We start from the raw sequence: 21,669 nt of genomic DNA on the forward strand, positions 1-21,669 counted from the left end.
CGCCGGTCGTCAGTCGCGGGCCATGGCCGCCGCCAGGTGCGCCTCCAGGTCGAGGTAGGCGTCGTCGGCGACGTCGAACACGACCTTCTTGATCTCCCCGTCGCGGAACTCGAATCGCTGTCCCTGATACTCGGGCGAGACGGCGTCCGCACTGTCGTAGCCGATGCACAGTCCTTCACCGGAGAGCGAGAAGTGTCCGAGCACTGTGCGGATCTGCTCCTCGGCGACCTTCTGATCGTCGATGTACAACGCCAGCGGACCGAGGCCCTCCCGGTGCTCTCCCATGCTCTGCTTGGTGAACTCGACGCCCAGCACGTGGCGGCCGGTCAGGGCGATCGGCGCGGAGATCAGGTACAGCGGGGGCACGCCGAGGAAGTTGTAGCAGTACGTGAGGCGACCGTCCTTGATGTAGAGGGAGTGACCACCGAAGCGTGAACCCTGCGCGAAGATCACCCCCTGGCTGGCGGGTGTCAGGTCGACGTCCGCAGCGACCTTGTAGGACACACCGTGCACATTGGCTGAGGAGCGCTCCGGGATCTCGGTCGTGCCCGGGTAATAGGTGTACTGCCCGGATGGCGGGGCGGGCTGGTGGAACTCCATGTGGTTGATGAACAGGTCGAAGTCCTCGGGATTCGTCAGGATCGCCAGATCGTTCAGGGGGAGGACATCGTTCCGTTTCGCCTCCTCCATCCATAGACGGGTGAGTTCGGCCACCTTCTCGGGGTGCTCCGCGGCGAGGTCGTGGGCCTCTGCGCGATCGACGTCGGTGTGGAAGAGTTGCCACCGGTCGTTCTCGTAGTCACCCTTGCCGCTGACGGGACCGTGCTCGGTGACCGCCTTCCATCCCCGGTGCCAGATGCCGCGGTTGCCGAACATCTCGTAGTACTGCGTCTCCTTCTGCGTCGGACCGTCCGAGGCCGCATCGAAGCTGTACCGCATCGACACGCCGTCGAGCGGACGTTGCGGCACCCCGTTGTAGGTCTCGGGCAGGCTCAGTCCGCACACATCGAGGATCGTGGCGACGATGTCCGTGGAGTGGTGATATTGCGAGCGCACCTCGCCGCGCGCCGAGATCCCGGCAGGCCAATGGATCACCAGCGGATCGCACACGCCGCCCTGATAGACGTACCGCTTGAACATGCGGTACGGGGTCGAGAACGCGGCTGCCCATCCGGTCGGGTAGTGGTTGTAGGTGTCGGGGCTACCCAGCTTGTCGACGAGACGGAGGTTCTCCTCGAGCGAGTCGGGGTAGCCACCGAAGATCTTGCCCTCGTTGACCGAGCCGTTCGGACTGCCTTCGCCGGAAGCGCCGTTGTCGGCGCAGTAGAAGATGATCGTGTTGTCGAGTTGCCCCGACTCCTCCAGATAGTCGATGATCCGCCCCACCTGGGCGTCCGTGTACTCCGAGAAGCCGGCGTACACCTCTGCCATCCGGCAGAACATGGCCTTCTCCTCTTCGTTCAGCTCGGCCCACGGGCGCACGTGGTCGCCCGCCGAGTACGTGCCCTCCGCCATCGGGTTCAGAGGCGTGAGCTCGGTGTCCGCCGGCACGATGCCCTTCTCGATCATCCGCGCGAGCACCCACTCTCGATACGCCTCGTAGCCGTCGTCGAACGCGCCCTTGTACTTGTCGATGTACTCCTGTGGCGCGTGGTGCGGAGCATGGTTGGCGCCGGGGCAGAACCACAGGTACCAGGGCTTGTCCGGCTCCGTCTGCTTGCTGTCGCGGATCATCTTCAGGGCCTGATCGGCGAGATCCTTGGAGAGGTGGTACCCCTCTTCCGGCGAGTAGGGCTGATCGATGTAGTGGTTGTCCTCGGCGAGGGAGGGATACCAGTTGTTGGTCTCTCCGCCGATGAATCCGTAGAACCGGTCGTATCCCTGCGCCAGCGGCCAGTTCTTCTTGCTCGACCCGGCCGTCCAATCGTCGATGGGCACGTTGTGGTTCTTCCCGACCCAGAACGTCGACCATCCGGCGTCTCGGAGGAGGTGCGCCATCGGCACGTTGTGGGCCGGGATATGTGAGTTGTACCCCGGGAAACCGGTGGAGGACTCCGAGATCGTCGCGAACCCGTTGGAGTGGTGGTTGCGTCCGGTGAGGAACGTGGAGCGGGTCGGCGAGCAGAGAGCAGTCGTGTGCCACTGCGCGTACGTCAGGCCGTTCCGCGCAAGACGGTCCATGGTGGGCATGTTGATCCGCCCGCCGTATGGCGACCAGGCCGCCTGCCCGGTGTCGTCGTAGAGGACCACCAGGACGTTGGGGGCCCCCTGGGGTGCCTTCGCCGGGAGGAAGGCCTCCCAGTCGGCCTCCGAGTCGCGGACGTCGAGTTCGATCTTGCCCTGGAAGTCACGGGCCATGTCCATCTCCTTCATCTCTGCCGAACCGCCTTTCCCGCACAGTACTGCCGGGTCAGGTCCGGGTCACGGGCTCAGGGCCGCGTTCATCCGGGTGATCTCCGCCGGAGAGGGCACGCCGATCAGACGAGGGCGGTGAGGGCCTTGTCCAGCTGCAAGACGCCGATCACGAGCAGCATCGCGGCGTTGAGGACATGTGTGTTGCCGGCGACCCAGCTGCGCAGGCGCTCCAGCGCCGGTCGTGCACCGACCCCGCGCGCGACGACGAACAGCACGGGGGCGGCGATGGGCAGAGTGCCCAGTACGGCGAACAGGACCGTCACGCCGACGGTCGCGGCAGGGGTGATATCGGCGAGGGAGATGTCGAGCGCGGCGATGACCGCACAGGAGGCATCCACCGGATTGAGGACGAACAGGGCGAGACCGAGCAGGAACGTGCGCCCCGGGCGGAAGGTCTCCACCGAGTGCAGCCATCCCGGGAGCTGAGGCGATGCGGCCACGACCTCCCGGGGGGAGGAGGCACCGGCCATCGCCGCGATCCGGGCCCTCCCCTTTCGATACACCCAGACCGCGGCGCCGGTGAGGAAGAGCCCCAGCACCAGGCGGACGAGCGGAACCCAGAGCGGAGGCTCATACTGCTCGTGGACGGCGGTGCTTCGGAACACCCAGAGGAAGACAGCCAGCAGCCCGCCCAGTCCCAGGAGCCAGCCGACCAGATACGCGATGCCGTTCGTACGGGGGTGCCGGGACACCAGAACCGCCACGAGGGCCATGATGGCCAGGGGGCTGAGCACCACACCGAGGAGCACGGGAAGCAGCGCGACGACGAGCTCTCCCATGATGCTCTTCCCCCTCGCCGGTCACCTGCGATCGCGCGGCGCGCTCAGAAGCTGCCGATGCCCTTGCCGATCAAGGACACGCCGATCACGAGCAGCAGCACGGCCATGATGACCGCATTCTCGGCGGCGAGCCATCCCCGCAGCGCATCGAGCGGGGCGCGCAGCCGTGCGGCGGCGACGAGATAGCCGATGACGGGCACGAGCACGGTCGAGGCCCCGATCAGCGTGAAGACGGCGATCACGAGGATCGTGGAACCCCCGTCGAGCGACGCGCTGCCGATGTCGATCCCGGCTCCGGCCGCCAGGAGGAGGTTCTTCGGATTCACGGCGGAGAGGAGGAGTCCGAGGCCGAGCGCCGTGCCGAAGGACATCGTGTCGATCGCTTTCATCCACGACGGCAGGGCCGCCGGCTGCCCCGCTTTCGGGCGCTTGCGCCACTGACCGACCGCCAGCACCAGCAGCAGGATTCCGAGGATGAGCTGGATGACCCCGCGGATCGGACGAGAGGCATCGGGATCCTCTTCGGGGAGGACCGCCGACAACAGGGTGAAGACGCTGACCGCCAGGACGATGCCCGCAATCCAGCCGAGCAAGAAGCCGACGCTCGTGACCCGTGCCTTCGGGGACAGGAGCATGAGGATGGCGGCGATGATCGGCACAGGGCTGATCGCGACGCCCACGGCGAGGGGGAGGATCTCCCCGATGACGGCACCCATTCAGCTGCCCTTCCTGTTCGGAGCCGGCGAAGCGGCATCGGTCGGAGCGAGGTCGGTGATCGCGGCGCGGTTGGTCGCGTACACGGGCTCCCGGTCGAGCAGGCCCAGCGCGCGGAGGCGGCGGAGCGTGTTCGGGCGGACGCGACTGAAGGCCAGCGGGATCGACTGGGCGTCGAGCCACTCCCGCAGCGCCTGGAACGCCTGGGCCCCGGTGACGTCGACGTCGGTGACGGCTTCCATGTCGATGACGACGTGGTGGACGGCGGACGGGCCGGCGGCGCGGACGGCCTCCTTGACGGCTGCGGAGAACACGGCGCCGTTCGCGAAGAACAGTGGAGCCGCGAGCCGGACGACGATGACCCCCGGTGCCGTGGTCGTGCCCGCAGGAGCGTCCTCCAGGAGGGACTCGCCGGGGTCGCCCGAGGCCTCCAGCACATCGATGGCGGGGTGGGAGGCGCGTTGGGCGAGGTTGATGAGGGCCAGCACGAAGGCCACGACGATTCCTGCGATCGAGCCGACGAACAGGGTCACGAGGAAGCAGACCGCGCCGATGACGAACTCGAACCGGTCCAGGCGCCACAACCGGACGAAGTCGCGGATGCCGAGGAGCGGGATGATCGCGACGCCGACGATGGCCCCGATCGCCGGCGAGGGGATGTCGGCGAGCAGCGCGGTGCCGAAGAGCAGCAGCAGGAGCGTCCCGACGGCGAGCACGAGGGCGGGGAGCTGCGTGCGCGAGCCCGCCTGATCCATCGCCGCGGTGCGTGAGGTCGAGGACCCGACGGCGAAGCTGCCCTGCGCGCCGGCGGCGACGTTCGCGACGCCGAACGCCAGCAGATCCCGGTTGGCATGGAACGGGTAGCGGTGCTTCTCGGCGTAGGAGCGCGAGACGAGCAGGCCCTCCGCCGTGGTGACGAGAGTCAGGGCGATTGCGGAGGGGACGAGCGCGAGCCACAGCGACCAGTCGATGATCGGCCAGGTGAGCGCGGGAGGGCCGGCGGGGACCTCGCCGAGCACGTCCACGCCCCGTCCGTCGAGGCCGGTGAGGACGACCACGACGGTCGTCGCGACGAGGACGATCAGTGCCCAGGGCACCGACCGGAGGTAGCGCTGCCCGACGAGCAGAACCACGACGGAGCAGGCGGCGAGGAGCACGGACCAGCCGTTGAGCGAGGGGAGTCCGGTGACCAGTGCGACGACCTTGTCGACGAACTCCGCGCCGGAGTCGATCTTCACCCCGAGCATCTTCGCGATCTGGCTCACCATGATGTCCAGCGCCAGTCCGCCCACGAAGCCGACGAGGATCGGCGTGGACAGGAAGTTCGCCAGGAAGCCGAGCTTGAAGACGGCGAGCAGCAGGAACATCCCTCCGCAGAGGATGGCCTGGGCGAGGGCGAGGGTGGCGTAGTCGGCACTTCCCGCGACGGCCAGGCCGCCGATCGAGGAGGCCACCAGGGCGGCTGCCGCGGCGTCAGGAGAGGCGACCAGCTGACGCGACGACACCACGAGCGCGTAGACGACGGTCGGGACGATCAGTGCGTACAGCCCGGCGGTCGCGGGGAGCCCGGCGATCTGGGCGTAGCCGATGTTGAGCGGGATGGCGATCGCCAGGAGGGTGACTCCCGCGGTCAGCTCGGTGACGAGGTTGCGTCGGGTCAGGCCCGCGAGCGGACGCGGCATGCGCTCTCCCTTCGTCGCCGGTGGTGTCCGGCTTCACGATGGCATCGTCGGACGGCGACGACCAGAGCGGCGGGCAACCTCGCCCTGGTGATTTCGCGGTGCGGTGCCGGCGGCGCGCGGCGTCAGCGTCGGCGGAAACGGCGTCGAGTCGGCGCCGCGGGCGCCGTCGGCGTCGCCGACGGCTCGGGGAGAGCGGTGCGGTCGCCGCTGACCCAGCGCACCCAGGTCGATCCCGGGTCGCCCTCCAGGACGAGCGCGCGTACGAGGAGGGTCAGCGGGATCGACAGGATGGCGCCGAGCGGCCCGATCACGAAGGTCCAGAAGATCACGGAGAAGAAGCTCAACGTGAGGCTCAGGTCGACCGCGTCGCTGACGAACTTGGGTTGGACGAGCACCTGGAGCACGACGTTCACCACGCAGTACACGGCGATGACGCCGAGGAGCAACGGCCAGCCGCCCACCACGAAGGCGAGGATCGCGGGCGGGATGAGACCGAGCACGAAGCCGATGTTCGGGATGAAGTTCGTCACGAAGGCGAGGATCGCCCAGACCACCGGGGCGGGGACGCCCATCCACCACAGCGCGAGGCCGTCGATGATCGCCACGACGGCGCCGAAGGCGGCGTTGACGACGTAGTACCGGCGAACCCCCGTCTGCAGATGGGCGATGCGCCGCAGGACCGGGCCGTGCGTCGTGCCGAAGAGCGCCGGCGCGGTCCGGTATCGGGCTGCGTCTGCTGCGAGGAAGATGATGTAGGCGCAGACGAAGAACAGGGCGGTGGCGACGCCGAGCACCGCGCTGCCCAGGCTCCCCGCCACACCGAGCAGGGTCTCGGGATCGAGGATCGAGGCGGCCGCATCCGCCGCCTCCTGATCCAGCCCGAGGGACTGCAGCCAGGCGACGACCTGATCGGCGGCGCGCACGAGGCCGTCCTGGGACGCCAGGTCGCCGACGAGTCGGGCGAACTGGGTGCCGGCAAGCCACAGCAGCGCCGCCATCGCCAGCAGGATCACGTAGGCGAGGACGATCACGGCCGTCGTCCCGATCCAGGCGGGTCGGCCAGGGCGCTGGAAGGGCCGACGGATCGGCTCGCAGATCACGACGATGACGATCGCGAGGGCCAGGGGGCCGAAGACCTCACGCGCCAGCGAGACGCCCGCGAGGACGATCGCGCTCGCCGCCAGGATCAGCAGGGTCCGCAGAGCAGGGGAGATCGCGCGGTCTGTCGCGGGGCCGGGAGGAGTCGAGAGCGGGGTCACGCCGCCAGCGTAGCCCCCGGCACTTTCATCCGGGTGATTGCGGGCTCACCCCCTGGAAGGGGGCGCGGACCCGTGGTTTCGTGTTGCCATGTCGCCTCCCGTACGTTCCACGAGGCCGGGACCGACGATGCGTTTCCGGCCACCCGCCCCGCCCATCGGCGTCCTCCCGCGGGAACGCGTGATGTCAGCGATCACGGCGGCGGTGGCCGCCGACGGGGTGACGGTCCTCAGCGCACCGAGCGGTTACGGCAAGACGACGGCCGCCACGGCCTGGGCCGCGACGCGCGACGACGTCGCCTGGCTCACGCTGAGCGCCTCGGACGACGATCCCGCGCTGCTGACGTCCGGGGTCATGAATGCGCTGGCCCTCGCCGCCGACCGCGCGGGCCGCACATTCGCCGTGCCCCGTGACGTCGAGGACCCGGTCCGCGCCTACCGGCAGATCTGCGCGGCGCTGCAGGATGCCGAGCATCCGGTGCACCTCATCGTCGACGATGCGCACCGCGCGGGCGAGGGCTGGCGCGAGGGGCTGCTCGGCCTGCTCGCCGACCAGCCTCCGGACGGTCTCCGTCTCGTCCTCGTCGGCACGACGCTGATCGAGGTCACCCTGTCCCGACACCGCCTCATGCACCCCGGATCGTTCGTCGGCGTCGACGTGCTCCGGTTCTCCACCGAGGAGATCCGCCGTCTGATGCTGTCCCTCCCCGGCGGACTCGACGCGACCGCGGTCCGAGAGGAGACCGGCGGGTGGCCCATCGCGGTCCGGCTCGTGCTCGTGGGCGGTGCCCTGCCGTCCACCGCCGGGTCGACGGCATCCTCCTTCCTCAGCGAGTACGTCCGCGAGCACGTGCTGGCTGCGCTGCCGCCGGGACTCGCCGACTTCGTGCTCGACGGCACCGTCTGCGCGGAGCTGACCCCGGAGACCGCAGCGGTGGTGACGGCGAGGGAGGACGCCGCCGAGCTCCTCGAGAGCTGCGTCCGACTCGGCCTGTTCCTCGACCGTTTCGACGGCCCGACCGGCCCGATCTATCGGTGGCATCCGGCGTTCGCCCGTCGGTGTGCCGACCTCGCGCGGACGGATGCCGACAGGTATGCCGCCGCGCACCGCCGCGCCGCCCGCGCCCTGGAGGGTACGGACCCGATCGCCGCCGTGACGCATGCGCGCCGCGCCGGGGACCCCGTCGGTGCCAGGGCCATCCTGCTCCGCCACTGGCTGGGGCTCGTGGTCGGCGCGTCGGCGGGGGACGTCGAGCGGACGGCGATCTCCCTCCTGCGGGACACGCCGGATGATCCACAGCTCCTCCTCGTGCGGGCCGGTGCCAGCGATATCCTCGGAGACCATCGCGTCGCCCGAGAGCTGTGTCGCCGAGCCGAGGCGCTCCTCGATCGGACGCCGGGCACGGGCGACCCGGCCGTCTTGGTCATCGTCCGCCTGCTGCTGGCGGAGTCCTCCGCCGAGACGGCCGTGTCTGGTCCCGAGATCCGCGCGCTCCTCCAGGCCGAGGACGACCGGATGTACGGCGGCCGGGTGGCCCTCAACCATCTGCTCGGATGGACAGCGCTGCGCAATCGGGAGGCGCCGGATCTCGCGATCGAGTACTTCTCCGCCGCGGCGCGGGAGGCGCGGGAAGCGGGAGACCGCGACCTCACCTCCCGCGCGCTCGGTCACCTGGCGTATGGCCTCGCCGCCTCGGGTCGGCTCTCGGAGGCTGCGACCGTCCTGGCCGAGGAGGAGAGCCTCGGAGACTCCGTTCTCCCACGGAACACCTTCGCGAGCGGAAGCGCCGAGGCCGCCGCCGGATGGGTCGCCTACTGGTCCGGCGAGGCGGAGGAGGCGGTGCGGATCTTCGAGGCGGCACGCGAGGAGGCGGGTTCCGGGCGGGATCTCGCCGGCCATGCGCGCATGATGGGCGCCTATGCCGCCGCGCTCACGGGAGACCCCGCGATCTGTCGTCGGGCCGCCATCGGTGTGCAGGAGCTCCCCATCGACGTCGTGCAGGGGGTGGCGTGGCCGGCGTTCCGCGAATCGTCGGTGGCGCTGCTCGAGGAGGCGGTGGGGCGGAGGGAGCGCGCGCTGCGCATCGCGAAGAAGTACGCGGGCGGCACCGACCTCCCGCTCGTGGGAGTGGCCCTGTCCGGCATCCTGCGTCGCGCCGAGGAGCATGCGGCGGCGCTGGAGATGCTCCGATCGTTGCGGGGCGCCTCCGAGCTGTCGTACGTCAAGGCCGCCACGCTCATCACCGCGGCGGTGCTGCGGCGCGGGACCGGACACCACGAGCAAGCTCATGACCTGTGCGAGGCCGCGCTCGCCCTGGCCTCGCAGGAGAACCTCGTCGTGCTCTTCGGCCCGCGGGAGGTCGCGGTACGGCGCCTGCTCCAGGCCCAGGTGCATCACGGCACGCAATTCGAGGAGTTCATCGAGAAGTGCCTCGCCGTCGACGCCGTGGGGTCAGTGACGGACCGGCTGTCGGAGCGAGAGCGCGACGTCTTCCATCAGATGCAGACCGCACGGACACTGCCGGAGATCGCCCAGGAGCTGCGCGTCTCGGTCAATACGGTGAAGACGCACCAACGTGCGATCTACCGGAAGCTCGGGGTCTCATCCCGCCGGGAGGCCGTGCACGCCATGGTCTGAGTCCGGAGGGATGTCAGGCCTGTGCACCGAGCGTCGCCACCAGGGCGGCGTTCGCGATCGCGGAGGGGATCGCCTGCGTCGCCAGGATACGATCGCCGCCGTCCTCGACCTCGCGGACGAAGCGCACGTCCCAGCGCTGTTCTACCAGGATCACCGCAGCGACCGCCCCCTGCGGCACCCAGGGGAGGAAGTATCCGACGTCGTCGAGGGAGATCAGGCCCGGCGCGTAGAGGGGCAGACCGGCGAGCGAGAAGTCGTCTCCGTCGACCTCCGTGATGCGGTGCCCCTCGGCGGCGTCGTGGCGCACGACGAGGAAGTCGAGCACGCGCAGCGTGCCGTCCTCGACCTGACGCAGCAGCGGTTCGAGGACGGGTGGTCCCGGGTGTGCGTTGCGGAGCTCGACCACGACGAACGCCACGTCTCCCAGCACCCGGCTCCTCATGGCCACCTCGATTCGCTCCGTCCTCCGATGGTGACAGCCGCGCGGAGAGGGAGTCCCGAATCCTCACCCGGAGCGGGTGAGGATTCGGCGAGCGGGCGACGATGGCGGTGCCATTCTGGACCGCGGATGAAGGGTGACGACATGAAGGAGTTCCGATTCGGACCCGTCGAGTTCTATCTCGTGGGCTTCGACGGTGATCGACCGGATCCGTCCACGTTCGGGGCGCTGACCGACCTGGTGTCGACGGGCGTGGTGCGCGTGCTGGACTTCGTGCTGGTGACGCGGACGGCGGACGGGGAGCTCGAGATCCTCGAACGGGAAGAGGCTGAGGAGCCCCTGACCCTCGACGGCCTCGAGCCGATCGTGTCCGGACTTGCGAGCGAGGACGACGTCCGCGCCTTGGCCGAGGTCGTGCCACCGGGGCGGTCGGCGGCGGTCGTGGTCCTGGAGCTCCTCTTCGCCCGGACCCTCGCCCAGGCTGTGGCCGAGGCGGGAGGCCAGGTGCTGCGCAGCGAGCGCGTTCCGGCTCCCGTCGTCAACGCGGTGATGGACATCCTCGAACAGGAAGGTGATTGACATGCCCTTGCGGAGATTCGGTCGGCCGGGGCTCATCGGTCTCGCCGCGCGGACCGCGGTGGTCGCGGGGACGGCGACCGCGGTGCAGGGAGCCGCGATGCGGCATCAGGAGCGCCGTGCGCAGAGCGAGTACGAGCAGCAGCAGTACGAGGCCGCCCAGCAACAGGCCCAGCTGGACGACGCGGCTCGGAACGCGGCTGCGCAGTATGCGCCGCCGCCGAGCCCGCCGGCCGCGCCTCCCGCACCGGCCGACGACCTGATCGCCCGGCTTCAGGAGCTCGGATCGCTGAAGGCCTCCGGCGTGCTGACTCAGGAGGAGTTCACCGCCGCGAAGCAGAAGCTGCTGAGCTGAGCGTCGCGACGATCGAGACCAGACGCCGATGAGCGAGATCGAAGACCTGCGGGAACGACTGCGCGCGCTGGAGCTGGAGAACGAGGCGCTCCGACGCCCTCGACGCCGGATCTCGGCCCGGAGCATCATCGCCGGGATCGTGCTCGTCGTCGCCGTGCTCCTGGCGCCGATCGCGGCGATGGGGACGTGGGCCCGACTGCAGCTCGTGGATGCGGACCGGTTCGTCGCGACCTTCGCTCCGCTGGCCGAGGACCCGGACGTGCAGGACTTCGTCGCCGACCAGGTGACGGCGGCGATCGACGAGCAGGTCGACCTGGATGCGGTGGTCGGCGAGCTCTTCGACGGCCTGCGTGCCCTCGACCTCCCGCCGCGTGCCACAGCCGCCCTCGGGTTGCTGGAAGCCCCGGCCGCGTCGGGGTTGTCGTCCCTGATCGACGGCGTCGTGCACGATGTGGTCTCGTCGCAGCAGTTCGCCGACATCTGGGCGGAGACGTTGCGCTTCACGCACGAGCGCGCCGTCGCGATCCTGCAGGACGAGCCCGGCACCGCGCTGGAACTCAGCGACGACGGCGTGCTCTCGGTGGACGTGGGCGCGGTCGTCGAAAGGGTCAAGGAGGCTCTGGCGGAGCGCGGGGCCGGGGTGGCCGACCTCATCCCGGTGATCGATCGCACCATCCCCGTGGTGCAGGCCGACGCGCTGGTGCTGGTCCGCACGGTCTACCAGATCGCAGTGACGGCGGGGTTCTGGCTGCCCTGGGTGGTCCTCGGCCTCGTCGTCCTCGGCGTGCTGCTCGCGGTGAACCGGCCGCGGGCGCTGTTCTGGACGAGTGCGGGTTTCGCCGTCGTCTTCTTCCTCCTCGCCGCCGGGATGGGCGTCGGGCGCGGGTTCTTCGTCAGCGCCGTCAGCCCGTCGATCATGACGGCCGCGGCGGCCGAATCGCTCTTCGATCAGCTCACCGCGCTCCTCGGCTCCACGATCGTCGCGCTCGCTCTGGTCGGGGTGCTCATCGCGCTCTGGGCCTGGCTCGCCGGGTCGAGCCGCAGCGCCCTCACGGTGCGGCGCGTCACGGAGAGCGGGTTCGGGGCGCTGCGCGACGCGGCTGAGGCGCGCGGGATCTCGACCGGGCGGTTCGGGCGGGCGGTCGACCGCTATCGCGGTGCGATCCTCATCGCGGGGATGGCGATCGGGGTCCTGATCCTTCTGGCGACGCGTCCGGTCACCTTCGGAGCCGTCCTCGGCGTGGCGCTCGGCGTGCTCGTGCTGACGATCCTCGTCGAGCTGCTGCGGCGCCCAGGGCCCGCCACGGTCGTCGAGGACGCCGCCGACGCCGAGGTCACCCTGCCCGGGTGAAGACCCCTGTCGGGATGTAGGCCGGGTCCGGAGACTCGGATCGAGGCGCGCGCGGCCGCGCCCAGAGCGAAGGAGAGATGATGCCGGAATTCAATGCGGACTTCGCGGGCGAGATCAGGCTGGACGTCCGCGACTCCCGTCCCGACTGGTCGCCGTACGAGCTGCGGAAGGCGCCCGAGGGCGCTCCGAACGTCCTCGTGGTGCTCTACGACGACACCGGGCTCGCCTCCTGGTCGCCGTACGGCGGCCGGATCTCGATGCCGACCATGGACCGTCTCGCCGCTGGCGGCCTCACCTACACGCAGTGGCACACCACGGCGCTGTGCTCCCCGACGCGGTCCACCATGCTCACGGGACGAAATCATCACGTCAACCGCGCCGGCGTCATCATGGAGGGCACGAACGGCTTTCCCGGCTTCGCGGGACGGCTTCCCGCGGAGTGCGCGACGATCGGACAGGTGCTGCAGGAGAACGGGTACAGCACGTTCTGGCTCGGCAAGAACCACAACGTCCCGGAGGAGGACATCGCTCCGGGCGGCAGCCGCTCGATGTGGCCGCTGCAGCTCGGGTTCGACCGCTTCTACGGATTCCTCGGCGGCGAGACGAACAACTGGTACCCGGACCTCGTGGAGGACAATCACTTCATCGAGCAGCCGTACGGCCCGGAGGAGGGGTACCACCTGTCCAAGGACCTCGCCGATCAGGCGCTCGCGATGATCAGGAACCAGCAGGCGTCGAATCCCTCGAAGCCTTGGTACATGTGGTTCTGCCCGGGGGCGAACCACGCGCCGCACCACGCTCCGCAGGAATACATCGACAAGTACAAGGGCGCGTTCGACGACGGCTACGATGCCTACCGCGACTGGGTGCTCGCCCGGATGATCGAGAAGGGCGTGCTGCCGGAGGGCACGCGGATGACGCCGTTCAACCCGCTGCCGGAGGACGCCGCGAACCCCGCCGACCACGTGCGTCCGTGGTCGGAGCTGAACGACGACGAGCGGAGGCTCTTCGCCCGGATGGCCGAGGTCTTCGCCGGTTTCTCCGAGTACACGGACGCACAGGTCGGGCGGATCGTGGACTATCTGGAGGAGACGGGGCAGCTGGAGAACACGATCATCTTCTACTGCGCCGACAACGGCGCCTCCGGGGAGGGGTCGCCGGACGGCTCGGTGAACGAGAACAAGTTCTTCAACGGCTATCCCGACGACCTCGCCGAGAACCTCGCGATGATCGACACGCTCGGGTCCGCCGACACCTACAACCACTACCCGACGGGGTGGGCGGCGGCGTTCTCCACCCCCTTCCAGATGTTCAAGCGGTACTCCCAGTACTCCGGCGGCACCTGCGACCCGATGGTCGTGCACTGGCCGAAGGGCATCGCCGCGAAGGGGGAGCTGCGCCACCAGTACCACCACTCGGTGGACGTCGTCGCGACGGTGCTCGACGTGATCGGCATCGAGATGCCGAAGTCGTTCCGTGGGGTGCCGCAGCGACCGCTCGACGGCGTCTCGATGCGATCTTCCTTCGACGCCGCGCCGGACGGGCCGACGACGAAGACGGTCCAGTACTACTCCATGCTCGGGACGAGGGGCATCTGGAAGGACGGCTGGAAGGCCGCCGCCGTGCACGCGCCGCTGAGCGGCAAGGGTCACTTCGATGATGACGTCTGGGAGCTGTACCACGTGGCGGAGGACCGCTCCGAGTCGGACGACCTGGCCGCGACCCACCCGGAGAAGCTGCAGGAGCTCATCGCCGCGTGGTTCGCGGAGGCGGAGGCGAACTTCGCGCTTCCGCTCGACGACCGGTCGGCCCGCGAGATCCTCACGGTCCCCAGGCCTCAGGCGGAAGAGCCCCGGGAACGGTACGTGTACTTCCCCGGCACCGCGGCGGTGCCGGAGAGCGTCGCGGTGAACATCCGCGGGCGCTCCTACAAGATCATCGCCGACGTGATCCTCGACGAGGGGGCGGAGGGCGTGCTGTTCGCCCACGGCTCTCGCTTCGGCGGGCACTCGCTGTTCCTCAAGGACAACAGACTCGTCTACGTGTACAACTTCCTCGGCATCCCACCGGAGCAGTCGTTCTCCTCCGACGAACTCACCCCGGGCCCGCACACCCTCGGCGTGGAGTTCGTCCGCGAGGGAGCGGGGGAGCACGGCGAGTCCGTCGGCACGGCCACGCTGTACGTCGATGATCGCGCCGTGGCGTCGGGTCCGATGCGGGCGCAGGTCGGGAAGTTCACGCTGTGCGGCGACGGTCTCTGCGTGGGGTGGGACAGCGCCGACCCGGTGAGCGCCCAGTACCGCAACCCGTTCCCGTTCACCGGCGGCAAGCTGCTGGGCGTGGCGGTGGACGTGAGCACAGAGCAGTATCTCGATATGGAACTCGAGGCGGCGGCGATGCTGTCGCGGGAGTGATCGAACGGAGGGGGCCGAGGCCTAGCATGAGGTCATGACGGCGATGATCGAGATCCCCGGCGGAACGCTTCTCATGGGGTCGGACGAGTTCTACCCGGAGGAAGGACCAGTCCACGAGCGGCGCGTGGAGGCGTTCACGCTGGATCAGCATCCCGTGACGAACCGCCAGTACGCCGCGTTCGTCGAGGACACCGGGTACGTCACGATCGCCGAGCGGCCGATGGACCCCGCCGACTATCCCGGCGTGCATCCGGACGACCTCGTCCCCGGCGCCATGGTTTTCACACCGACCACCGGCCCCGTGGACCTGCGCGACTGGCGGCAGTGGTGGCGGTGGGAGCCGGGGGCGTCCTGGCGCCACCCGTTCGGGCAGGGGTCGTCGATCGACGACCGCCTCGACCATCCGGTCGTGCAGGTCGCGTATCCCGATGCCGCCGCCTACGCCGCATGGGCGGGTAAGCGCCTGGCCACCGAGGCGGAGTGGGAATGGGCGGCGCGCGGTGGGCTCGTCGGTGCCCGCTTCGCCTGGGGTCAGGAGACGAAGCCGGACGGCACCCTCATGGCCGACACCTGGCAGGGTGCCTTCCCCTACCGGAACGACGGCGCAGACGGGTGGATCGGCACCGCTCCGGTCGCCTCGTTCCCCGCGAACGGCTACGGCCTGCACGACATGATCGGCAACGTCTGGGAGTGGACGGACGACTACTGGACGCATCGCCACGTGCCGCCGGGTGCGGCGGGTGTCGACGCCGGTCAGCGCGCGAGCCTGTTGTCGTCCGAGCCCGGGTCACCCATCCCTCGCCGCGTGCTCAAAGGCGGCTCGCACCTCTGCGCCCCCGAATACTGCCTCCGCTATCGCCCCGCGGCGCGGTCGGCCCAGGCGGAGGACACCGCCATGACCCACATCGGCTTCCGCTGCGCTCTCTGACCGGTGTTCTCCGCCTCAGACGGAGTCGGGGAACACGGACGCCCAGTCGTCCTTCACGCTGACCACGGTGTAGCCCCGGTCGGCTGCGGCGTCCAGGGCCCGCTCGGCTCCCGTGTCGTAGGGGGTGTCGTCGCGGCCGGCATCGTCGTGATGGATCAGCAGTGCGAGCCCGGGCCGCGGGCCGCCGTGCGCGAAGTCGAGCATCGGCATGTCGCCGTTGGAGTTGCCGGCCGCCAGCAGCGGGCGCCGGCCGATCCGACTCCAGATCCGCACCGGCTTCTCCGGTCCGTCGTCGAAGAACGCCAGGGCCGAGGAGTAGCGGATGCTGGCATCCTTCTCGTCGTAGGAGAGTCCGAGCGCCGAGCCGATCACCCGCTCGGGAGGGATGCCGTAGTTCGCCTGGGTCATCGGCCGCATGAAATCGCGCTCGCCGCCCGACACGATGTAGCACGTGAAGCCGTGGCTCTCGAGGTACCGCAGCAGTTCGACCATCGGGCGGTACACCGATTGGGCGTAGGGGCGGCCCAGGAGCGGGTGCTGGGCCGTGCGGTAGAACTCCGCCACGGAGCGGGCGTAGTCCTCCACGCTCACGCCGTCGGTCAGTCCCAGGAGCGCCTGGATGATGACTCCGAGGTCGGAGTCGTCGCCGGCGTAGTGCTTGTCGATCGCGGTGCCGAGCCAGGCGAGGTCACCGGTGACCGCTGCTCGGTAGGGCTGCCGGTCGGCCAGGGACGGGTCGCGGGTCGCCTCTTCGCGCCAGCGCTCCACCACGTAATGCAGCTGGGTGGGCATGGGCTTCTCCGACCAGAGAGTGCCGTCGTTGTCGAACACCGCGATGCGTTCGTCGACGGGGACGGCGTCGGTGCCCTCCGTCACGGCGGCGACGAACGCCTCGATCGTGCGCCGCGTGCCGGTGTCCCGCCAGGAAGCCAGAGGTGAGGAGTCCATGACCGCGATCTTCACAGGCCCGGCGACGGATGCCGAGCGTCCCTCACCCGGAGCGGACGAGTCCCGCTGCGGCCCGGGCGTGCGGGAATACCCTCGGAGGGTATAGAGTTGTGCCGAAGGAGTACCCCAGGGGGGTATCCCGAGGAAAGGAAGCATGATGAGCACGAGCGAGTACCAGGTCACCGGAATGACCTGCGGCCACTGCGAGATGGCGATCCGCGACGAGGTGTCGCGCATCCCCGGTGTCGAGGGTATCGATGTCAGCGCGCAGAGCGGGAGACTCGTGGTGCGCAGCTCCGCCCCCGTCGACGACACGGCCGTGCTGGCCGCCGTTGACGAGGCGGGCTACCAGGCGGTCCGGTCCTGATGGACACCCCGTCCGCGACCAGCGTGGAGCTGGAGATCGGCGGCATGACGTGTGCGTCGTGCGCGATGCGGATCGAGAAGAAGCTCAACCGTCTCGACGGCGTCACCGCGACCGTGAACTACGCCACCGAGAAGGCGACGGTCACGGCGCCGGAAGGCGTGGACACCGCCGTGCTCATCGCCGAGGTCGAGAAGACCGGCTACACCGCCGTCGTTCCCGCGCCTCCCTCGCCGAAGGGTGCGCAGCCCGACGGAGAGCAGCCGGATCCGGAGCTCACGGCGTTGCGTCACCGGTTGATCGCGTCCGTCGTGCTCACCGTCCCGGTCATCGCGATGGCGATGATCCCGGCGCTCCAGTTCACGTATTGGCAGTGGCTGTCGCTCGCGCTCGCGGGCCCCGTGATCGTGTGGGCGGCGTGGCCGTTCCACAAGGCGGCGTGGATCAACCTCCGGCACGGTGCGGCCACGATGGACACGCTCATCTCCATGGGCACGATCGCCGCCCTGCTGTGGTCGTTGTACGCGCTCTTCTTCGGCACCGCCGGGATGCCCGGCATGACACACCCGTTCGAGCTCACCGTCGCGCCCAGCGACGGCGCCGGGAACATCTACCTCGAGGTCGGGGCGGGGGTGACCACGTTCATCCTCGCCGGGCGCTACTTCGAGAAGCGCTCGAAGCGGCAGGCCGGTGCGGCGCTCCGGGCGCTGCTGGAGCTCGGCGCGAAGGAGGTCGCCGTGCTCCGGCAGGGCGTCGAGACCCGGATCCCGACGAGCGAACTGCGGGTCGGGGACGCATTCGTCGTGCGCCCGGGGGAGAAGATCGCCACCGACGGCGTGGTGGTCAGCGGCACGTCCGCGGTCGACGCCTCGATGCTGACCGGCGAGTCGGTGCCCGTGGAGGTCGGTGCCGGCGATGCCGTCACCGGAGCCACGGTGAACGCCGGGGGACGCCTGGTGGTGCGTGCGACCCGCATCGGCGCAGACACCCAGCTCGCCCAGATGGCGCGGCTCGTGGAGGAGGCGCAGACCGGGAAGGCCGAGGTGCAGCGCCTCGCGGACCGTATCTCCGGGATCTTCGTGCCGATCGTGATCGTGATCGCCCTCGGCACGCTGGGAGTGTGGCTGGGGGCCGGGTTCCCGGCGTCCGCCGCCTTCACTGCCGCGGTCGCGGTGCTCATCATCGCCTGCCCCTGCGCGCTGGGGCTGGCCACGCCGACCGCCTTGCTCGTCGGCACGGGTCGCGGTGCCCAGATGGGCATCCTCATCAAGGGCCCTGAGGTGCTCGAGTCGACTCGGAAGGTCGACACGATCCTGCTCGACAAGACGGGGACCGTCACCGCCGGCCGCATGACGCTGACGGCGGTGCACACCGACGACGGCGTGGAGGGCGAGGAGCTGCTGCGGCTCGCCGGTGCCCTCGAGGACGCCTCCGAGCACCCCATCGCGCAGGCCGTGGCGGCCGCGGCCACCCGGGAGCTCGGTGCCCTGCCGAGCGTCGAGGAGTTCGCGAACGTCGAGGGCAGGGGCGTCCACGGCATCGTGGACGGCCACGCCGTCGTCGTGGGACGCGCCTCGTTGCTCGCCGACTGGTCGCAGCACCTGTCCGCGGGGCTGGCTGCGGCCAAGGCCGAGGCGGAGGCCCAGGGCAAGACCGCGATCGCGGTGGGCTGGGACGGTCGTGCCCGCGGGGTGCTCGTCGTCGCCGATGCGGTCAAGACCACGAGCGCGGAGGCGGTGGCGCAGCTCCGGGCGCTGGGACTGACGCCTGTCCTGCTCACCGGCGACAACCGCGCAGTGGCAGAGCAGATCGCCCGCGAGGTGGGCATCGCCGAGGTGATCGCCGAGGTGCTGCCCCAGGACAAGGTGGACGTGGTGCGCCGGCTCCAGGACGAAGGCAAGGTCGTCGCGATGGTGGGAGACGGCGTGAACGACGCCGCGGCCCTCGCCCAGGCCGACCTGGGGATGGCGATGGGGACCGGGACAGACGCGGCGATCGAGGCGAGCGACATCACCCTCGTCCGCGGCGATCTGCGCAGTGCGGCGGACGCGATCCGCCTGGCCCGGCGCACGCTCGGCACGATCAAGGGCAACCTGTTCTGGGCCTTCGCCTATAACGTCGCAGCGATCCCGCTGGCGGCACTCGGCCTGCTCAACCCCATGCTCGCCGGTGCGGCGATGGCGTTCTCCAGCGTCTTCGTCGTCGGCAACAGCCTCCGCCTGCGGTCCTTCCGCAGCAGGGCGGTGGACACCCCGTGAACGAGAGACAGAGGAGTACCGACATGTCCGATTCCCCCGCAGGATCCTGCTGCAGCGTTCCGCGCCAGAGCGGCGTCTCCGCCGAAGGGCGCACCGACCTGCTCGCCGCGCCGGCCGAGGGCATGGCCGAATGCCCGGTGATGGCCGGAACGCCCGTCGTGATCGCGACCGCCGAGGCCGCGGGGTTGTACCGCGACCACGAGGGCACCCGCTACTACTTCTGCTGCGCGGGCTGCGGGCCGGCATTCGACGCCGATCCCGCGAAGTACACCAGGGCGGCCTGAGCCCCCACCCGTGCGGGGCCGCGACAGATCCGGCCCCGCACGGCATCATCGACGTTGGAGGGAAGACATGAGCACCTCGCATCACGACCATTCCGCGCACGGTCACCCCGCGGGAACGGGGACCGGGACGCCCGCGGACCACACCGGGCACGCGGAGCACGCCGCGCACGGAGATCACACGGACCACGCGGGACACAGTGGGCACGCCGGGCACGACGATCACGCGGGACACGGCGGTCACGGGGGCCATGGCGATCACGGCGACCACGTCGCCCAGTTCCGGCGGCTGTTCTGGATCATGCTCGTCCTCGCCGTGCCGACCGTGCTGCTCTCGGGCATGTTCGCGATGATCGTGGGCTACCCGCTTCCCGACATCCCGGGTCTGGTCTGGGTGTCGCCGGTCCTCGGGACGGTCATGTACGTCTGGGGAGGGAAGCCTTTCCTCACCGGCGCCGTCAGCGAGATCCGTGCCCGGCGGCCCGGCATGATGCTGCTCATCGGGCTCGCGATCACGGTGGCGTTCGTCGCGTCCTGGGGAGCGAGCCTCGGTCTGCTGCATCATGAGCTCGACTTCTGGTGGGAGCTCGCTCTCCTCATCGTGATCATGCTGCTCGGGCACTGGATCGAGATGCGCTCGCTGGCGCAGACCACCTCCGCCCTCGACTCGCTGGCCGCGCTGCTGCCGGACGAGGCGGAGCGTGTGGAGGGCGATCAGGTCGTTCGGGTCTCCCCGTCGGACCTCCGCGTGGGCGATGTCGTGGTGGTGCGCCCCGGCGGGAGCATCCCCGCCGACGGGCGGATCGTCGACGGCCGCGCCTCGATGGACGAGTCCATGGTGACGGGGGAGTCCCGCACCGTCACCCGGACGACCGGCGATCCGGTGACCGCGGGAACCGTCGCCACCGACTCCGGCCTCCGCGTGGAGATCACCGCGACCGGAGACGATACGACGCTCGCGGGCATCCAGCGGCTCGTGACGGAAGCGCAGAACTCCTCGTCCCGCGCACAGCGTCTGGCCGATACGGCCGCCGGCTGGCTGTTCTGGTTCGCGCTCGGTGCTGCCGCGATCACCGCGGTGGTGTGGAGCGCGGTCGGCCTGCCGGACGACGCCGTGATCCGCACGATCACCGTGCTCGTGATCGCCTGCCCGCACGCGTTGGGCCTGGCCATCCCGCTCGTCGTCTCGATCGCGACCGAGCGCGCGGCCCGTGGCGGCGTGCTGGTGAAGGACCGGCTGGCCCTGGAGAGCATGCGTACCGTCGACACCGTGCTGTTCGACAAGACCGGCACGCTGACCAAGGGCGAGCCCGTCGTCTCCGCGGTGTCGGTGGCCGGTGCGGAGACCGCGGAGGAGGTGCTGGCGCTCGCCGCGGCCGCCGAGGCCGACAGCGAGCATCCGCTGGCGAAGGCCATCGTCCGGGCCGCTCGCGACAGGGAGCTCCGCGTGCCGGCGAGCCGCGACTTCTCGTCCTCGCCGGCAGTGGGGGTGACCGCGACGGTGGACGGTGCCGTGATCCGCGTCGGCGGCCCGCACCTGCTCACGGAGGAGGATGCCCGCGAGCTGCCCGTCGCGGAAGGGTGGCGTGCGGACGGCGCGATCATCCTGCACGTGCTGCGGGACGGCCGCGTCATCGGGGCGCTCAAGCTCGCGGACGAGGTGCGTCCGGAGTCGCGGGACGCGGTCGACGCCCTGCATGCGCTCGGCGTCCAGGTCGTGATGATCACCGGCGACGCGGAAGCCGTCGCGCACACCGTCGCGGCCGACCTCGGCATCGACCGTGTGTTCGCCGGCGTCCGGCCGGAGGACAAGGCCGCGAAGGTGCAGGAGCTGCAGCGTGAGGGCCGCAAGGTCGCGATGGTGGGTGACGGCGTGAACGACGCCCCCGCGCTCGCTCAGGCCGACGTGGGCCTGGCGATCGGCGCCGGCACGGACGTGGCGATCGCCTCCGCCGGCGTGATCCTCGCCGGCGACGACCCACGTGCGGTGTTGTCGGTGATCGAGCTCTCCCGCGCGTCGTACCGGAAGATGACGCAGAACCTCTGGTGGGCGGCCGGGTACAACCTGCTCTCCGTCCCGCTCGCCGCGGGTGTGCTCGCTCCGATCGGGTTCGTGCTGCCGATGTCGGTCGGCGCGGTGCTCATGTCGCTGTCGACGATCGTGGTGGCGCTCAATGCGCAGCTGCTGCGGCGGCTCGATCTCCGTCCGGAGGTCGTCACCGCGGACATCCTGCAGCGCTGAGCGCCACCACGCCGCCGTCTCGGTCCCGG

The 21,669-nt window shown here is 70.1% G+C and carries 17 protein-coding genes; 10 read left to right on the top strand and 7 right to left on the bottom strand.

Annotated elements, in window-relative coordinates:
- Positions 1 to 9: 9 nt before the first annotated feature.
- From B2W79_RS10285 to B2W79_RS10305, 5 genes are all read right to left on the bottom strand, one after another.
- Positions 10 to 2,358, bottom strand: a complete 2,349-nt coding sequence (locus tag B2W79_RS10285; RefSeq protein WP_292789276.1) for an arylsulfatase — start codon at positions 2,356 to 2,358, stop codon at positions 10 to 12.
- 119 nt (positions 2,359 to 2,477) lie between these two features.
- Positions 2,478 to 3,194 (bottom strand): GAP family protein, encoded by a 717-nt coding sequence (locus B2W79_RS10290; RefSeq protein WP_292789279.1) that lies wholly within the window; start codon positions 3,192 to 3,194, stop codon positions 2,478 to 2,480.
- 44 nt (positions 3,195 to 3,238) lie between these two features.
- Complete coding sequence (locus B2W79_RS10295; protein WP_071328338.1) at positions 3,239 to 3,910, bottom strand: GAP family protein; 672 nt, start codon at positions 3,908 to 3,910, stop codon at positions 3,239 to 3,241.
- Positions 3,911 to 5,590 (bottom strand): SulP family inorganic anion transporter, encoded by a 1,680-nt coding sequence (locus B2W79_RS10300; protein WP_292789281.1) that lies wholly within the window; start codon positions 5,588 to 5,590, stop codon positions 3,911 to 3,913. It lies immediately after the preceding gene.
- A gap of 122 nt (positions 5,591 to 5,712) precedes the next feature.
- Positions 5,713 to 6,849, bottom strand: coding sequence for an AI-2E family transporter (locus tag B2W79_RS10305; RefSeq protein ID WP_292789284.1), 1,137 nt, complete (start codon positions 6,847 to 6,849; stop codon positions 5,713 to 5,715).
- Positions 6,850 to 7,030: 181 nt separating this feature from the next.
- Between B2W79_RS10305 and B2W79_RS10310 the strand changes: the two genes are divergently transcribed.
- Positions 7,031 to 9,484, top strand: a complete 2,454-nt coding sequence (locus B2W79_RS10310; protein WP_292789286.1) for a LuxR C-terminal-related transcriptional regulator — start codon at positions 7,031 to 7,033, stop codon at positions 9,482 to 9,484.
- A 13-nt stretch (positions 9,485 to 9,497) separates the two neighbouring features.
- Here B2W79_RS10310 and B2W79_RS10315 read toward each other — a convergent pair whose 3' ends face one another.
- On the bottom strand, positions 9,498 to 9,914 hold the full coding sequence (locus B2W79_RS10315; protein ID WP_292789289.1) for a DUF6325 family protein: 417 nt from the start codon (positions 9,912 to 9,914) through the stop codon (positions 9,498 to 9,500).
- Positions 9,915 to 10,067: 153 nt separating this feature from the next.
- Between B2W79_RS10315 and B2W79_RS10320 the strand changes: the two genes are divergently transcribed.
- The 5 genes from B2W79_RS10320 to B2W79_RS10340 all read left to right on the top strand — a co-directional run bounded on the left by B2W79_RS10320 (position 10,068) and on the right by B2W79_RS10340 (position 15,547).
- Complete coding sequence (locus tag B2W79_RS10320) at positions 10,068 to 10,502, top strand: DUF6325 family protein (RefSeq protein ID WP_071328735.1); 435 nt, start codon at positions 10,068 to 10,070, stop codon at positions 10,500 to 10,502.
- A 1-nt stretch (position 10,503) separates the two neighbouring features.
- The gene (locus tag B2W79_RS10325) at positions 10,504 to 10,854 is read left to right on the top strand and encodes an SHOCT domain-containing protein (RefSeq protein ID WP_071328342.1); all 351 of its coding nucleotides are present in this window, start codon (positions 10,504 to 10,506) and stop codon (positions 10,852 to 10,854) included.
- Between the two features lie 28 nt (positions 10,855 to 10,882).
- Complete coding sequence (locus B2W79_RS10330; RefSeq protein ID WP_292789294.1) at positions 10,883 to 12,205, top strand: hypothetical protein; 1,323 nt, start codon at positions 10,883 to 10,885, stop codon at positions 12,203 to 12,205.
- A gap of 80 nt (positions 12,206 to 12,285) precedes the next feature.
- A complete protein-coding gene (locus tag B2W79_RS10335) occupies positions 12,286 to 14,619 on the top strand; it encodes an arylsulfatase (RefSeq protein WP_292789297.1) in 2,334 nt (777 codons plus the stop codon).
- A gap of 43 nt (positions 14,620 to 14,662) precedes the next feature.
- Entirely contained in the window at positions 14,663 to 15,547 is an 885-nt protein-coding gene (locus B2W79_RS10340) for a formylglycine-generating enzyme family protein (protein ID WP_396654718.1), read from the top strand.
- 15 nt (positions 15,548 to 15,562) lie between these two features.
- Here the strand turns inward: B2W79_RS10340 and B2W79_RS10345 are convergent, their stop codons facing one another.
- A complete protein-coding gene (locus tag B2W79_RS10345) occupies positions 15,563 to 16,495 on the bottom strand; it encodes an HAD family hydrolase (protein WP_292789303.1) in 933 nt (310 codons plus the stop codon).
- A gap of 157 nt (positions 16,496 to 16,652) precedes the next feature.
- Between B2W79_RS10345 and B2W79_RS10350 the strand changes: the two genes are divergently transcribed.
- The 4 genes from B2W79_RS10350 (at position 16,653) to B2W79_RS10365 (ending at position 21,640) form a co-directional block, all read left to right on the top strand.
- Positions 16,653 to 16,862, top strand: coding sequence for a heavy-metal-associated domain-containing protein (locus B2W79_RS10350; RefSeq protein ID WP_025103117.1), 210 nt, complete (start codon positions 16,653 to 16,655; stop codon positions 16,860 to 16,862).
- Positions 16,862 to 19,117 (top strand): heavy metal translocating P-type ATPase, encoded by a 2,256-nt coding sequence (locus tag B2W79_RS10355; RefSeq protein ID WP_292789306.1) that lies wholly within the window; start codon positions 16,862 to 16,864, stop codon positions 19,115 to 19,117. The genes B2W79_RS10350 and B2W79_RS10355 overlap by 1 nt, the downstream gene beginning before the upstream one ends.
- A gap of 23 nt (positions 19,118 to 19,140) precedes the next feature.
- The gene (locus B2W79_RS10360; RefSeq protein WP_071328346.1) at positions 19,141 to 19,401 is read left to right on the top strand and encodes a YHS domain-containing protein; all 261 of its coding nucleotides are present in this window, start codon (positions 19,141 to 19,143) and stop codon (positions 19,399 to 19,401) included.
- Between the two features lie 67 nt (positions 19,402 to 19,468).
- A complete protein-coding gene (locus tag B2W79_RS10365; protein ID WP_292789311.1) occupies positions 19,469 to 21,640 on the top strand; it encodes a heavy metal translocating P-type ATPase in 2,172 nt (723 codons plus the stop codon).
- Positions 21,641 to 21,669 lie beyond the last annotated feature (29 nt).

The organism is Microbacterium sp. UBA7513, from assembly GCF_002478345.1.
In the GTDB taxonomy this organism is placed as follows: Bacteria; Actinomycetota; Actinomycetes; order Actinomycetales; family Microbacteriaceae; genus Microbacterium.